This is a genomic window from Vibrio sp. La 4.2.2, from assembly GCF_027586995.1.
Taxonomy (GTDB): Bacteria; Pseudomonadota; Gammaproteobacteria; order Enterobacterales; family Vibrionaceae; genus Vibrio; species Vibrio mediterranei.
The window spans coordinates 192,560-207,262 of record NZ_JAPPTJ010000005.1 but is presented as its reverse complement, the minus strand read 5'-3'; the positions used below and the strand labels follow the sequence as shown (position 1 = coordinate 207,262).

Below are 14,703 nucleotides of genomic sequence, written 5' to 3'. Positions count from 1 at the left end.
TAGATGATTACTTACTTAGATGAGGCATGAAGTTACATGGGCGGTGGCTAGCATCAAGTTGCTGCTTGATGATCTTTGTCCAACCTGTGCGACATGCTCCAGTCGAGCCTGGCATCGCAAAGATAACCGTGTGGTTTGCAAAACCTGCGATTGCACGAGATTGGATAGTTGATGTGCCAATTTCCTCGTAAGAAACTGCACGGAATAGCTCACCAAAGCCTTCCACTTGTTTGTCGAATAGTGGAACGAGTGCTTCAGGCGTGCTGTCACGAGAAGTAAACCCCGTACCGCCAGTGATCATTACCGCTTGCACACTCTCATCAGCGATCCATTTCGACACCACTGCGCGAATTTGATAGATATCGTCAATAACGATTTGCTTATCCGCCAGTGTGTGGCCTGCTTCTTGTAGATTCTCGACTAAAAAGCGACCTGACGTGTCATTTTCTTCGGTACGTGTATCCGATACGGTTAGCACTGCGATATTTGCAGGCACGAACTTGCTTTCTGCGTGACCCATGATTATTCACCCTATAAAATTTTTACGTATTTTTTCGCGGTCTATTAGCCGCCGATAGATGCCAAATGCGGCGTCATCCCTGAATTACCGTCATGCAGGAAATGACTGACTGATTTGGTCTGTAATTGTGCCTGAATTCGTTCGATCAGAGCGCTCTCTTGAGCGTCTTCTTGAAGTAAGTCGCGTAGCTCTACACCATGGTCACCAAATAAACAGAGGTGCAGTTTGCCCATTGCCGACACACGTAGACGATTACAACTTTCACAGAAGTTTTTCTCGTATGGCATGATAAGGCCGATCTCACCTTGGTAGTCCGCATGAACAAAAACTTGAGCTGGGCCATCATTTTGACTTCGAGCTTTCAAGATCCAACCGTTGGCAATCAGTTGATTACGAATGTCAGTGCCGGAGACATGATGCTTGTTAAATAGCTCGTCCATTTCGCCAGTTTGCATCAACTCGATGAAACGCAATTGAATCGGACGATCTTTGATCCAGTTGAGGAAGGCAGGAAGCTCTTTGGCATTGAGATCTTTCATCAATACCACGTTGACTTTGACCTGCTCATAGCCGACTTCAAACGCTCGGTCGATGCCAGACATCACTTCAGTAAATTTGTTTTCACCGGTGATCTGGTGGAACATTCTTGGATCGAGACTATCTACACTTACATTGATATTGGTAAGGCCAGCTTGACGCCATGTATCAACTTGTTTAGCCATTCGATAACCATTGGTCGTCGTTGCTACCTTCGTAATACCCGGTGTATTCGCTACCGTTTCAATGATCTGAGGGAAATCTTTGCGCAAACTCGGCTCACCACCAGTGATTCGTACTTTGGAAGTACCACAATCTGCAAACGCGGTGACCACGCGTTTGATTTCTGGAAGCGTCAAAAAGGCTGGTCTTTTGTGACCAGGCGGTTTGTAGCCATCAGGGAGGCAATATGTACACTTGAAGTTACAGACATCTGTAACCGAAAGACGCAAGTAATAGAACTTGCGATTAAATTTATCTTCGAATTGTTGCGCCACGGAACACCTTTCCAAACACGGGAGGCACAATCATTTCCAATTATGCCCTTGTGACAAATTGTCACTGGCTCTAGAAGCTTATCTTTGGTTCGACTTAGCGCGTAGAGCTCGGAGTTATGGCAGTTACCGCATAATGAGTCGGTAACAGCTTTTGAGTAAAATACTCAATAACGGTATGGTTTTCCAGCCTTCATGTCAAAAAACCTTACATATTCGTCATTTTTATTATAGTTGAGTATCTCAAATGAACAATTTAACCTATGTTACAAAGTTCAGATAACTCAAAAGAAGTACAAGATGAGCAAATATTCATCAAAGAAAGTCGTGGCCATTGGTGGTGGTCATGGGCTGGGTCGTATGTTGGCGGCTTTGAAGGAATTTGGCGGGAATGCCACTGGTATCGTAGCTACTACAGATAATGGTGGTTCTACTGGGCGCATCCGAGAATGTCAAGGCGGCATCGCTTGGGGTGATACTCGTAACTGTATTAATCAGCTGATTACCGACCCGTCTATTGGCTCCATGATGTTTGAGTACCGCTTTAAAGGCTCTGGCGATCTAAACGGCCACAACCTTGGCAACTTAATGCTCACTGCGCTGGATAACTTGTCCGTTCGTCCACTTGAAGCCATACATTTAATCCGCAAGCTTCTCGCGGTTGATGTCAATATCATTCCAATGTCAGAACATCCATCTGACCTAACAGCACTTTCAGTCGATGGTAAGTGGGTGACAGGTGAAACATCCGTTGATGAGATGGAACAAGATTTACAAAGATTGGATCTTGACCCCGTCGTACCCGCCACCAAAGAAGCAGTAGAAGCGATTACTCAAGCCGATTGTATTATTCTTGGACCAGGTAGTTTCTTAACCAGTATTATGCCACCGCTGCTTCTCGCTGATTTGAGCCAAGCGATCTGCCAGAATCAAACCGCTAAAGTCGTATTTGTCGAGAACCTATCACCCGAATATGGCCCAGCTGGCCGCATGACATTAGAACAGAAGCTGCTGTGGTGTGAACGTGCACTTCAAGGCAGAAAACTGGACGTTGTTTTAGGTGAAGAAGCACACTCTGATATTTGCAGTCAATGGAACTGCGTTACCCTTCCTCTGGCATCGCCAAATAGAGATTGGCGTCATGACCGAGTAAAACTAAAGCATGCTATCGAGTCACTGCTTTAATAATTGAAGCAAAAGAAACGGGGGCGCCAAATTGTGCCCCCGTTTTGCGACTCGGTGATGACATTATTTAATCGACTCTAAAAATTCTATATAGCAAGAGTGTGTTTCCGAAAGATTCGCCAGCATACTGTCGACCTGGGCTTGATCTTCTCGTAATTTGCCACCTTTCACTTGAGCGTCGATATCAATAGCAAACTCACACAGTGACTCAGCTCCGAAGCTAGCTGCACTACTCTTAAGCGCATGGCAGATTTCCTTCATGTGCGACATTTTTTCGGTTAAATCACCTTCACTTAACTGCGCCTGATATGTCACCAACTCTCCGGTGAAAATCCCAAGAAGAATAGGAATGTTATCTTGACCAATCTCGCGAGTGAGCTGCTCTACTTTTTCTCGATTCATAAACTTCATGCTTTCTTCTCGCTTGCATTCCATGCCTGTATTTTGCGGTAGATTGTCGAGGGACTCACGTCCAAGTGTTTCGCTGCTTGTGGAATGTTACCGTCACACGCTTCTATCGCTTGCTCTATGGTGGTTTTTTCAGTTTTCCACAAAGGTTGGATGTCCTGTGGCCCAAATGATACTGATACCACATTACTTGAGTTTGCGGGCTTAACCGCTGGCTCATTCAAAGGCGGCGGCAACATACTTAACTCTATTTCTTTACCCTGATTCAATACCACCACATTGCGCAATACATTCTGCAATTGGCGGACATTACCTGGCCACTCGTACTGAATGAAGCGGTCAATGACGTCTTGAGCAAAGCGCACAAAACTCTTACCTTCTTCATGCGACATAAAGCCTAATAACGAGTAGGCAATTTCAATCACATCTTCTTCACGCTCTCGAAGCGGTGGCAAATGAAGAGGGATAACATAAAGTCGGTAGTATAAATCTTCTCTAAATCGCCCTTCTTGTACTTCTTTCCAAGGATCTCGGTTGGTCGCACATACGAAACGTACATCCACTTTCTTCATACGTGAAGACCCCACTTTTTGGAAGGTACCCGTTTGAATAAAGCGCAGTAGTTTAGTTTGTAGATCAAGATCCATTTCACAGAGCTCATCAAGAAACAGCGTGCCGCCATCAGCAAGCTCTGCCGCACCTTGTCGGTCACTTGCCGCCCCAGTAAAGGCACCTTTGACATGACCAAACAGCTCACTCTCAATAAGATCTTTTGGTATGGCGGCACAGTTGATCGCAATAAATGGCTTATCGCCTCGTTTACTCGCAGCGTGGATCGCCTCTGCGCACACTTCCTTACCTGTACCACTTTCTCCAGTAATAAAGATACTGGCCTTACTGGAAGCGGCAGAGTCAATAGTGCGGTAAACCGCTTGCATAGGTTGGCTGCTGCCAATGAATCCTTGGTAGTTTTGGCTACTAGAATCATTAATCTCATTACGTAGCTTAGAAGCTTTGCGGATGGCGTTGGTTACCGTCACGCGAAGTCGGTCGGCTTCGCACGGTTTGATTAAAAAGTCCTGCGCGCCATGCTGCATAGCGTCTACCGCAATGTCGATAGAACCATGAGCTGTCATAAAGATGACAGGTACATCGGGATTGAATTCTTTTACAGCGTCCAATACATCCATACCCGTCATGTCGGGAAGTCGTAAATCCAGTAGAATGAGGTCAGGCGTCCGGTGCGCTAAACTTTGAATTGCATCTCTACCGTTTCCAACGATATTGATATCTATACCCAATGGAGATAGATATGAGCGATACAGCGCAGCAACGGAAGCCGTGTCTTCTACCATAAGTAGATAGCGAGACTTGGGCTCGTCGAATAGTTGTTGCATAGTTCCTAGCTAACTGTTGATTATAATTTGGTCTTTATAAGAATATTCGCATTTTGCAATTTTTATCCAATAAAGACCATTTTTATTTTGCTGTTTATATTTGAAACAGCCTATCAAACTCAACCAAAACTTTTAACTATTAGCAATAAAATGCTGTCTAAGTTTTTCTATTTCATCACGTTTTTCTGCGGCTAGTTCAAATTCTAGGTTCTGAGCATGCTGGTACATCTCTGCTTCTAATTTTAGAATTTGTTTTTCTAGATCTTGAGGTGATAGTGCCACATACGCTTGAGAAGGCTCAGCCACTTTCGATAACGGTACTTGTTTTCCTTTCTTGGGCTTACCACCCTTGGCCACGCTGCCAATCTCCATAATATCTTTGATATTACGTTTCAAGGCCATCGGGACCATACCGTTTTCAACGTTATAAGCATGCTGCTTTTCACGACGGCGGTTGGTTTCATTGATGGCTTTTTGCATGGAATTGGTAATGCGGTCACCGTAAAGAATCGCCTTACCTTTTAGGTTACGTGCAGCTCGACCTATGGTCTGAATCAGGGAGCGCTCAGAGCGCAAGAAACCTTCTTTGTCAGCGTCAAGTATAGCTACCAATGACACCTCAGGCATATCTAGACCTTCTCGTAGTAAGTTAATACCTACTAACACGTCAAATTCACCCAATCGTAAGTCGCGTATGATTTCAGTCCGCTCCACGGTATCAATATCTGAGTGCAAGTAACGTACTTTGACGCCATGTTCACTCAAATACTCAGTAAGGTCCTCGGCCATACGTTTAGTTAGTGTAGTTACTAACACACGCTCATCTATCGCGGCTCGAGAGCGTACTTCAGATAGCAGATCATCAACCTGAGTTGCTACAGGACGTACTTCAATTTCTGGGTCAAGCAAACCAGTCGGACGAACAACTTGGTCAGCGACATCGCCATCCGATTTTTCCAGCTCATAAGTACTAGGTGTTGCCGAAACAAAAATAGTCTGTGGTGCAATCATCTCAAATTCATCAAACTTGAGGGGGCGATTGTCTAACGCTGAAGGTAATCGGAATCCATACTCCACCAGCGTCTCTTTTCTTGAACGGTCCCCTTTGTACATGGCTCCAATTTGAGGCACGGTGACGTGAGATTCATCGATAATCAATAAACCGTCAGCAGGGAGATAGTCAAACAGTGTCGGAGGCGGCTCTCCCTCACTTCTTCCGCTGAGATAACGTGAGTAGTTTTCGATACCAGAACAGAAGCCAAGTTCGTTCATCATCTCAATATCAAATTGAGTCCGTTGCGAAATACGCTGTTCTTCAAGTAGCTTGTTATTATCTTTTAGATACGTCTGTCTAGCTGCTAACTCTACTTTGATATTCTCAATAGCATCTAAAATACGATCTCTAGGCGTCACATAGTGAGTTTTTGGGTAAATCGTATAGCGAGCAATATCTCGCTCAGTAATCACTCCGGTAAGAGGATCAAAGAGACTGATGCAGTCGATTTCATCGTCAAACATTTCCAATCGAACCGCTTCTTGATCGGATTCCGCCGGGAAGATATCAATGACCTCCCCTCTAACTCGGAACTGACCACGCTCAAAGGCCACATCATTTCGAGAATATTGCAGTTCGGCCAGACGCAATAGAATATCTCGCTGGTCAATAACCGCACCTCGAGTAACATGCAACATCATCTTCAGGTAAGAGTCTGGGTCACCCAAACCATAAATCGCTGATACTGAAGCCACAATGATGGCATCTTTTCTCTCTAGTAATGCCTTAGTCGCAGATAAACGCATTTGCTCAATATGTGCATTGACTGACGCATCTTTCTCAATGAAGGTATCGGTGGTAGGTACATAAGCTTCAGGCTGGTAGTAGTCATAATAAGAGACAAAATACTCAACCGCATTATTTGGAAAGAAGCCTTTCATTTCACCATACAGCTGAGCCGCAAGAGTTTTGTTTGGTGCTAACAGAATCGCTGGTCGCTGAGATTGCGCAATCACATTGGCAAGCGTGAACGTCTTACCTGATCCGGTCACGCCGAGCAATGTTTGGTGTGCTAAACCAGAATCCAGCCCATCGACTAGCTGCGCGATGGCGGTAGGTTGATCTCCAGAAGGTTGATAATCCGAAACCAATTCGAAGTGTTTTGCCATAATGCGATTCCTTTGTTAACGAACCTAGTATTTCACCCCTAGCCGACAGAATTTGCAACCTAAAGCTCGCTATCGGGCAGACTTTTTGATATTGTATTCGCCCTGCTCGGCGTCACAGCCAAATAATTATTGTTAATTAATCCACGACTTTTCCCCAATCAATCGATAAAAGTGTCTTATTCACACAATTCTCAATTCTGACATTAATTTTACCTTTCCGTTTAATTCCAGAAGATTCAGCAAGTTACCATCAAAGCTTTAAACTTATTCACAACCTCTTGTTCTTGCATTTCACCTACTTCTAATTTGATACAGTGTAATTAACACATTTATCCACAAATTTGGTGGATAAGTAAAATAGCCTTATACCCAGCAAGGCATACAGAAAAGTAAAGTTTTTTCTTCGGTTTTTTTCTGCTTTTTTTTGCAGAAAAATATTGACTCTATCTGGTGAGATAGCTAACATTCGCCCCGCTTAAAGCAATTCCCCCTTAGTTCAGTTGGTAGAACGGCGGACTGTTAATCCGTATGTCGCAGGTTCGAGTCCCGCAGGGGGAGCCAAATTCCAAAAAAGCCGTGTCGAAAGACGCGGCTTTTTACGTTTCAATGCGACGAAACTCGTACCGAGCTTTATGTCGCAGAGCTCGCCGCCCGCGTCCGAGTCCCGCAGGGGGAGCCAAATTCCAAAAAAGCCGTGTCGAAAGACGCGGCTTTTTACGTTTCAATGCGACGAAACTCGTACCGAGCTTTATGTCGCAGAGCTCGCCGCCCGCGTCCGAGTCCCTCAGGGGGAGCCAAATTCCAGAAAAGCCGTGTCGAAAGACGCGGCGTTTTACATTTCAATGCGACGAAACTCGTACCGAGTTTTATGTCGCAGAGCTCGCCGCCCGCGTCCGAGTCCCTCAGGGGGAGCCAAATTCCAAAGAGGTCGTGTCGCAAGAAATGCTTGTTGCGTTTCAGAAACCTAAAACTTCCCTTTCCTGATTTTAGGCTTAATACCTATACTTTTCGTACAAACAGACAAAACCTTATGTTTCACTGGTTGTTATTCGCTACGCAAAGCAGGATAATAACGGGATCGGAGCTCTTTACACTTATTATTATGACCGAATATTTCTTATTGTTGGTGGGAACTGTCCTCGTCAACAATTTCGTACTGGTAAAATTCCTTGGGTTATGCCCTTTCATGGGCGTTTCTAAAAAACTCGAGACTGCAATTGGCATGGGGTTAGCCACGACATTCGTGCTGACACTTGCGTCAGTGTGCGCGTACTTAGTAGAAACTTACGTCTTAGTACCTTTAGGCATTCAATATTTACGAACCATGAGTTTTATCTTGGTTATCGCAGTTGTCGTGCAGTTCACTGAGATGGTAGTTCATAAAACCAGTCCAACGCTTTATCGTTTGCTAGGTATTTTCCTACCCTTGATCACCACTAACTGTGCAGTTTTAGGCGTAGCATTACTAAACATCAACGAAAACCACAATTTTATCGAATCCATTATCTATGGCTTCGGAGCGGCTGTAGGTTTCTCTTTAGTTCTTATCTTGTTTGCTTCAATGCGTGAGCGTATTGCCGCAGCTGATGTGCCAGCTCCCTTTAAAGGAGCCTCGATTGCCATGATAACAGCGGGACTAATGTCTCTTGCATTTATGGGCTTCACTGGGTTGGTGAAACTGTAATGACGACAATTCTTATTGCAATTATTGCTCTTGTTATCTTAGCGGCCGTTTTTGGGGCCGTTCTCGGTTTTGCTTCGATTAAGTTTAAAGTAGAAGCCGATCCAATTGTTGACCAAATCGACGGTATTCTGCCTCAAACACAATGTGGACAATGTGGCTACCCTGGCTGCCGGCCTTATGCGGAAGCTATTGCAAACGGCGACGCTATTAACAAGTGTCCTCCCGGTGGCCAAGCAACTATTGAAAAGCTTGCTGACTTAATGGGTGTTGAAGTCGAAGACTCCGCTCATGACGCAGAAAAGTCGATAAAGAAAGTGGCTTTTATCCATGAAGATATGTGTATTGGTTGTACTAAATGCATCCAAGCGTGCCCAGTAGATGCCATCGTTGGCGGAACAAAGGCGCTGCACACTGTAATCAAAGACGAATGTACTGGTTGCGATCTATGCGTTGCCCCATGCCCTACTGACTGTATTGAAATGATTCCTGTAAAAACAACCGCTGATACTTGGAAGTGGCAGCTTGATGCTATTCCTGTTGTCAATATTTCCAAAACTCAAACACAAGCTAGCGGTGAGTAGGGAGCGTCATGTTATCACTTATTGAACAAATCAAATCTGGTTCTCTTTGGGATTTCCCCGGTGGCGTACACCCGCAAGAAAACAAGAAACAATCCAACCAAAGCTCTATCGCCAAGGCAAATATTCCAAATGAGTTAGTGATTCCACTCAAACAGCATATTGGTAAACCAGGCGATATATTAGTAACTGTGGGTGAGCGTGTCTTGAAAGGACAACCTCTCAGCCAAGTCAATGCGGCATTTATGCTGCCGATTCACGCGCCAACATCTGGAACGATAAAGGCCATTGAACCGCGCACTATTGCACATCCATCAGGCTTGAGCGACCTATGTATTGTTATCGAAGCGGATCAACAAGACGAATGGTTCGATCTAAACCCATGTGAGAATTATCTTGATGAGCTACCAGAGTCCTTGATAGAGCGAATCCGCTTAGCAGGCATTTCTGGTATGGGCGGCGCAGGTTTTCCAACTGCAAGAAAAATCCAGTCTGGCTTACAACGCACTGAGATTCTAATTCTCAACGCGGCCGAATGTGAACCCTATATCACTGCTGATGACCGCTTGATGCAAGATAAGGCACAGGAAGTCATTGAAGGTATTAAGATCCTCAATCACATTCTCAAACCAAAGCTGACGATAATTGGTATTGAAGACAATAAGCCTGAAGCAATTAAAGCACTGGAACAAGCAGCGACAGATGAAGATATCGTCATTCGAGTCATTCCAACTAAATACCCATCTGGTGGCGAAAAGCAGCTCATTAAAATACTTACCAACCTGGAAGTCCCTATAGGCGGTATTCCTGCTGATATTGGTTTGATGGTGCAAAATGTTGGCTCGGCTTACGCAATCAAACGTGCCGTTTGCGATGGTGAACCTTTGATTGAGCGCGTTGTCACTCTAACAGGGAAAACCTTTAAACAACCACGTAATGTTTGGGCATTGATCGGCACTCCTGTGCAATCTTTATTGGATCAATTTGGTTACAAAGCCGATAAAAAATCTCCACGCTTAATTATGGGCGGTCCTATGATGGGCTTCACATTGCCTCATGCGAATGTGCCAATTACTAAAACAGCGAACTGTATTCTAGCTCCGACTTATCGAGAGATTGATCCTCGTTCACATGAAATATCATGCATTCGTTGTAGTCAATGCGCAGAAGCTTGTCCTGCATCCTTGTTACCTCAGCAGTTACAGTGGTACGCGAAATCTCAAGAATACGATAAGTGTGAAGAGTTAAACCTCAAAGATTGTATCGAATGTGGAGCGTGTGCTTTTGTTTGTCCAAGTGAGATCCCATTAGTTCATTACTATCGCCAAGCTAAAGCCGAAATTCGTACTCGGAAACAAGAGTCTGAGGCAGCAGAACGAGCCAAAGTTCGATTTGAAGAGAAGAAAGCACGTCTAGAGCGTGATAAAGTTGAGCGAGAAAACCGCTTCAAGAAAGCCGCTGACGACCGCCGCAAACAGATGAAATCATCTGGTGGCGACGATGCCATCGCTGCTGCGATTGAACGCGTAAAAGCGCAGAAGTCCACTTCTGCAACGAATGAGGTTAAGCCTGCCGTTGCCGCAGCCATAGCTCGTGCTAAAGCCAAACAAGCTGAAGCCGCTAAACAAGGACAAGCAGAACCAGACAACTCCGAAATGGCCAAGTTGCGAGAAGAGCGTAAACGCTTGGCTAGAGAACGAAAAGCAAATAAGCCAGCTGAAGCGGACTCTGCACAAGGCTCAGACAGTACTGAGCAAGACCCTAAAAAAGCGGCTATTGCGGCTGCATTAGCAAGGGCAAAAGCAAAGAAAGCCGCTCAACAGTTACAAGCTGAAGAATCATCAGGTGAAGAGGCTCAGGCGTCGAAAAAAGACGCTGTTGCCGCTGCGATTGCTCGAGCTAAAGCAAGGAAGCAAGCTGCAACTGAAGCAGAGCCGGAAACTCAAGATGCCGATGCACCTGCTGAAGACGATCCGAAGAAAGCAGCCGTCGCTGCCGCTATCGCTCGTGCTAAAGCGCGTAAGCAAGCCGCTGTCGAAACCGAGCCGGAAACTCAAGACACCGATGCGCCTGCTGAAGACGATCCGAAAAAAGCTGCCGTCGCTGCCGCTATTGCTCGTGCTAAAGCGCGTAAGCAAGCCGTTGCCGGAACAGAACCTGAAACCCAAGACGCCGACGCACCTACTGAAGACGATCCAAAAAAAGCAGCCGTCGCTGCCGCTATCGCTCGTGCTAAAGCGCGTAAGCAAGCCGCTGTCGAAACCGAGCCGGAAACTCAAGACACCGATGCGCCTGCTGAAGACGATCCGAAAAAAGCAGCCATTGCTGCCGCTGTCGCTCGTGCTAAGGCGCGTAAACAAGCCGCTGTCGAGACCGAGCCAGAAGCTCAAGACGCCGACGCACCTACTGAAGAGGATCCGAAAAAAGCAGCCGTCGCTGCCGCTATCGCTCGTGCTAAAGCGCGTAAGCAAGCTGCTGCCGAAACAGAGCCTAAGACTAAAGGTGAGAACGAGCCTGCTGTGGATGACCCCAAAAAAGCGGCAGTTGCAGCTGCAATTGCACGCGCAAAAGCGAGAAAAATTGAAAAAGAACAAAATAACAAGGAGAACAACTAGTGTCTTTCTTTATTGCTAGCTCTCCACATGCGCACAGTCGTAAACGCACTCCAGATCTAATGAAAGGTGTGGCGCTTTGTGCGTTGCCAGGTCTGATAGCGCAAACATACTTTTTTGGTTGGGGCACCGCTATTCAACTGTGTTTAGCTATCATAGTCGGCTTGATGCTCGAAGCGATCGTAATGCTGTTTCGTAAGCGCTCTCCAATCTCCGCCCTTCGTGACTATAGCGCGCTCGTCACGGCTTGGTTATTGGCAATTGCGATACCGCCACTTTCTCCTTGGTGGGTATTAGTCATCGGCTTAGTATTTGCCATCATCATTGCTAAGCATTTATATGGCGGCCTAGGACAAAACCCATTCAACCCAGCGATGGTAGCCTATGTTGTTCTGCTGATTTCCTTCCCAGTTGAAATGACCAGCTGGATTACGCCTCATTCACTATCCAGTGAACCCGTTACTTTCACCGATGCATTCTCGCTCATTTTCTCGGGTTTTGATGCTGACGGGTATTCATTACAGCAAATTCGTACTGGTATTGATGGTATTACCATGGCAACACCACTTGATGCCTTCAAAACGGGTATTAAAAATGGCAACACCATTGCGGAAGTTGTTCAACAGCCTATATTTGGCGGTCTAGCGGGTATTGGTTGGGAGTGGGTGAACCTTGCTTATTTAGCTGGTGGTCTTATCTTACTTAAGCTACGAATCATTCAGTGGCACATTCCTGTTGCGATTCTTGCCTCGTTAACCGTGATTAGTGGTCTATTCATGCTGTTTACACCAGGCGCGACGGCGTCACCAATATTACACCTGTTATCTGGTGCAACCATGCTTGGGGCGTTCTTTATTGCTACTGACCCAGTATCAGCCTCGACAACAGTAAAAGGTCGATTGATATTTGGTGCATTTATCGGCGTGATGATCTTCGTAATCCGTACTTGGGGTGGCTTCCCTGACGGTGTCGCCTTCGCTGTTCTGTTAGCGAATATGTGCGTTCCGCTCATAGACTATTACACTAAACCAAGAACTTATGGACATTAATCACCATGTTGAATGCAATTAGAAAAAATGGCTTAACCTTGGCTATCTTTGCCTGTGCATCAACAGGGGTAGTCGCTGTTACGCAGTATCTAACCAAAGATCAGATCGTTCACCAGGAGCGAGCACAACTTCAAGCGACACTTAATGAAGTTATCCCGCATGAACTGCATGATAATGAACTTTACGCATCTTGTACTTTGGTGAGTGATCCAGCTCTTGGAACAACACAGCCACAGCCGGTCTATATCGCGACCATTAATAATGAACCCAAAGCCATGGCTATCGAGTCAGTAGCACCTGATGGCTACAATGGCGCAATTAAGATCATTGTTGGTATGGATATCGAAGGCACGATCTTAGGTACTCGGGTTCTGGCCCATCAAGAAACACCAGGACTAGGCGATAAAATCGACCTAAGAATTACTGACTGGGTGCTTGGCTTTACAGGCAAGCAAGTCACAGAAGATAATCAGTCACAGTGGGCCGTGCGAAAAGACGGTGGTCAATTTGATTCTTTCACTGGCGCCACAATTACACCACGTGCCGTCGTTAAGGCCGTGAAGAATACAGTAAACTACGTGAACACCCATCGCGATAAGATATTAAACCAACCACTAAATTGTGGAGGTGAAGAGTGAGTACTTCTAAAGAGTTGTTAAAAAATGGCCTATGGAATAATAACCCCGCGCTAGTTCAGCTTCTTGGCCTATGCCCTCTCCTTGCAGTGTCATCCACAGTGACGAATGCGTTGGGTCTTGGCCTTGCGACTTTAGCGGTGTTAGTCGGTTCCAACGTGACCGTTTCTCTTATCAGAGACTACGTCCCCAAAGAAGTTCGAATCCCTGTCTTTGTAATGATCATTGCCGCGCTAGTTACCTGCGTTCAATTATTAATGAATGCGTACGCTTATGGACTGTATTTATCCCTCGGTATTTTCATCCCTCTTATTGTGACCAACTGCATTATTATTGGGCGAGCAGAAGCGTTTGCCTCCAAAAATGCGGTGCTACCAGCGGCACTTGACGGTTTGTGGATGGGGCTAGGCATGACTTCAGTACTGGTCGTTCTTGGTGCCATGCGCGAACTTATCGGCAACGGTACTCTATTTGATGGTGCTGATTTGTTATTGGGGCCGTGGGCGGCGGCGCTTCGTATCGAAGTCTTCCAATTTGATAGCCAGTTCTTACTCGCCTTGTTACCACCAGGCGCATTTATCGGGGTTGGCTTTCTCATAGCTCTGAAAAATGTTATTGATAAGCAAATAGAGCTTCGTCAACCGAAACAAGAAAAACAGCAGATAGAACGCGCTCGTGTAACGAACTAATCACCATCTATAACAAGCCCAAGACTTTGCTAATCTTGGGCTTTTAATCACCGGAAGAACCCACTACTTTTTGGGAAGAGCTAAGTCAGCCAATGAACAATATAAAAAGAAGAGAAATCCTCGAACGACTTCGAGAAAACAACCCAAAGCCAGAGACTGAGCTCAACTGGAACTCCCCATTTGAGCTACTTATCGCCGTTTTACTCTCTGCTCAAGCAACCGATGTTAGCGTCAATAAAGCGACCGATAAGCTCTATCCCGTCGCTAATACACCTGAAGCAATGCTCGAATTGGGTGTGGATGGCGTAAAGGAATACATTAAAACTATCGGCTTGTTTAACTCTAAAGCAGAGAATGTCATCAAGACTTGCCAAATCCTAGTTGACCAACACAATAGCGAAGTCCCAGAAAACCGCGAAGCACTAGAAGCGCTGCCCGGTGTTGGGCGTAAGACCGCTAATGTAGTGCTAAACACTGCGTTTGGCTGGCCTACCATTGCTGTAGACACCCACATTTATCGTGTCTCAAATCGAACCAAATTTGCGATGGGCAAAACGGTGGATGATGTAGAACACAAGTTACTAAAAGTTGTACCGAGAGAGTTTAAACTAGACGTTCACCACTGGCTGATCCTTCACGGGCGTTACACATGTGTCGCTCGAAAACCGAGATGTGGTAGCTGCATTATTGAAGATCTTTGTGAGTTTAAAGAAAAAGTCTATCCAGAGAATTAAAAACAAAGGAGCAATGTT

General features: G+C 45.6%; 13 protein-coding genes, 1 tRNA gene and 1 riboswitch. Of the genes, 9 read left to right on the top strand and 5 right to left on the bottom strand.

Going from position 1 to position 14,703, the window contains the following annotated elements; all coding sequences use genetic code 11:
* Positions 1-7: 7 nt before the first annotated feature.
* Both moaB and moaA read right to left on the bottom strand, forming a co-directional pair.
* Positions 8-520, bottom strand: coding sequence for a molybdenum cofactor biosynthesis protein B (gene moaB / locus OH456_RS12985; RefSeq protein WP_006072950.1), 513 nt, complete (start codon positions 518-520; stop codon positions 8-10).
* Positions 521-564: 44 nt separating this feature from the next.
* The gene (moaA, locus tag OH456_RS12980; protein WP_031494455.1) at positions 565-1,554 is read right to left on the bottom strand and encodes a GTP 3',8-cyclase MoaA; all 990 of its coding nucleotides are present in this window, start codon (positions 1,552-1,554) and stop codon (positions 565-567) included.
* Positions 1,543-1,680, bottom strand: a riboswitch (molybdenum cofactor riboswitch). Its footprint overlaps the gene before it by 12 nt.
* A gap of 171 nt (positions 1,681-1,851) precedes the next feature.
* Here moaA and OH456_RS12975 point away from each other — a divergent pair.
* Entirely contained in the window at positions 1,852-2,736 is an 885-nt protein-coding gene (locus OH456_RS12975) for a YvcK family protein (protein WP_270033629.1), read from the top strand.
* A 63-nt stretch (positions 2,737-2,799) separates the two neighbouring features.
* On the opposite strand, the gene luxU is transcribed toward OH456_RS12975, so the two are convergent.
* The 3 genes from luxU to uvrB form a co-directional block, all read right to left on the bottom strand.
* Positions 2,800-3,147 (bottom strand): quorum-sensing phosphorelay protein LuxU, encoded by a 348-nt coding sequence (gene luxU, locus OH456_RS12970; protein WP_006072947.1) that lies wholly within the window; start codon positions 3,145-3,147, stop codon positions 2,800-2,802.
* On the bottom strand, positions 3,144-4,541 hold the full coding sequence (gene luxO, locus OH456_RS12965; RefSeq protein WP_062462808.1) for a quorum-sensing sigma-54 dependent transcriptional regulator LuxO: 1,398 nt from the start codon (positions 4,539-4,541) through the stop codon (positions 3,144-3,146). Before luxO ends, luxU begins: the two co-directional genes overlap by 4 nt.
* A gap of 132 nt (positions 4,542-4,673) precedes the next feature.
* Positions 4,674-6,704, bottom strand: coding sequence for an excinuclease ABC subunit UvrB (gene uvrB, locus OH456_RS12960; protein ID WP_270033628.1), 2,031 nt, complete (start codon positions 6,702-6,704; stop codon positions 4,674-4,676).
* Positions 6,705-7,189: 485 nt separating this feature from the next.
* Here uvrB and OH456_RS12955 point away from each other — a divergent pair.
* From OH456_RS12955 to nth, 8 genes are all read left to right on the top strand, one after another.
* Positions 7,190-7,265 (top strand) — tRNA-Asn (locus OH456_RS12955).
* A 541-nt stretch (positions 7,266-7,806) separates the two neighbouring features.
* Positions 7,807-8,388, top strand: coding sequence for an electron transport complex subunit RsxA (gene rsxA / locus OH456_RS12950; protein ID WP_006072943.1), 582 nt, complete (start codon positions 7,807-7,809; stop codon positions 8,386-8,388).
* On the top strand, positions 8,388-8,969 hold the full coding sequence (rsxB, locus tag OH456_RS12945) for an electron transport complex subunit RsxB (protein ID WP_270033627.1): 582 nt from the start codon (positions 8,388-8,390) through the stop codon (positions 8,967-8,969). The genes rsxA and rsxB overlap by 1 nt, the downstream gene beginning before the upstream one ends.
* An 8-nt stretch (positions 8,970-8,977) precedes the next feature.
* Positions 8,978-11,581 carry an electron transport complex subunit RsxC gene (rsxC, locus tag OH456_RS12940; RefSeq protein ID WP_270033626.1) on the top strand — a complete coding sequence of 868 codons (2,604 nt, stop codon included), beginning with the start codon at positions 8,978-8,980 and terminating at the stop codon, positions 11,579-11,581.
* Positions 11,581-12,627 (top strand): electron transport complex subunit RsxD, encoded by a 1,047-nt coding sequence (gene rsxD, locus OH456_RS12935; RefSeq protein ID WP_239941078.1) that lies wholly within the window; start codon positions 11,581-11,583, stop codon positions 12,625-12,627. The genes rsxC and rsxD overlap by 1 nt, the downstream gene beginning before the upstream one ends.
* A gap of 5 nt (positions 12,628-12,632) precedes the next feature.
* Entirely contained in the window at positions 12,633-13,265 is a 633-nt protein-coding gene (gene rsxG, locus OH456_RS12930; protein ID WP_270033625.1) for an electron transport complex subunit RsxG, read from the top strand.
* A complete protein-coding gene (locus OH456_RS12925) occupies positions 13,262-13,951 on the top strand; it encodes an electron transport complex subunit E (RefSeq protein ID WP_006072938.1) in 690 nt (229 codons plus the stop codon). The genes rsxG and OH456_RS12925 overlap by 4 nt, the downstream gene beginning before the upstream one ends.
* A 92-nt stretch (positions 13,952-14,043) precedes the next feature.
* Positions 14,044-14,685: an endonuclease III gene (nth, locus tag OH456_RS12920; RefSeq protein WP_031493436.1), complete on the top strand. Its 642-nt coding sequence runs from the start codon at positions 14,044-14,046 to the stop codon at positions 14,683-14,685.
* Positions 14,686-14,703: the final 18 nt, after the last annotated feature.

Excerpts from the sequence above, each read along its gene's own strand:
- nth (WP_031493436.1), top strand. The coding sequence starts at position 14,044 with ATGAACAATATAAAAAGAAGAGAAATCCTCGAACGACTTCGAGAAAAC.
- rsxA (WP_006072943.1), top strand. The coding sequence starts at position 7,807 with ATGACCGAATATTTCTTATTGTTGGTGGGAACTGTCCTCGTCAACAAT.
- OH456_RS12975 (WP_270033629.1), top strand. The coding sequence starts at position 1,852 with ATGAGCAAATATTCATCAAAGAAAGTCGTGGCCATTGGTGGTGGTCAT.
- rsxB (WP_270033627.1), top strand. The coding sequence starts at position 8,388 with ATGACGACAATTCTTATTGCAATTATTGCTCTTGTTATCTTAGCGGCC.
- rsxG (WP_270033625.1), top strand. The coding sequence starts at position 12,633 with ATGTTGAATGCAATTAGAAAAAATGGCTTAACCTTGGCTATCTTTGCC.
- rsxC (WP_270033626.1), top strand. The coding sequence starts at position 8,978 with ATGTTATCACTTATTGAACAAATCAAATCTGGTTCTCTTTGGGATTTC.
- luxU (WP_006072947.1), bottom strand. The coding sequence starts at position 3,147 with ATGAAGTTTATGAATCGAGAAAAAGTAGAGCAGCTCACTCGCGAGATT.
- uvrB (WP_270033628.1), bottom strand. The coding sequence starts at position 6,704 with ATGGCAAAACACTTCGAATTGGTTTCGGATTATCAACCTTCTGGAGAT.
- moaB (WP_006072950.1), bottom strand. The coding sequence starts at position 520 with ATGGGTCACGCAGAAAGCAAGTTCGTGCCTGCAAATATCGCAGTGCTA.
- luxO (WP_062462808.1), bottom strand. The coding sequence starts at position 4,541 with ATGCAACAACTATTCGACGAGCCCAAGTCTCGCTATCTACTTATGGTA.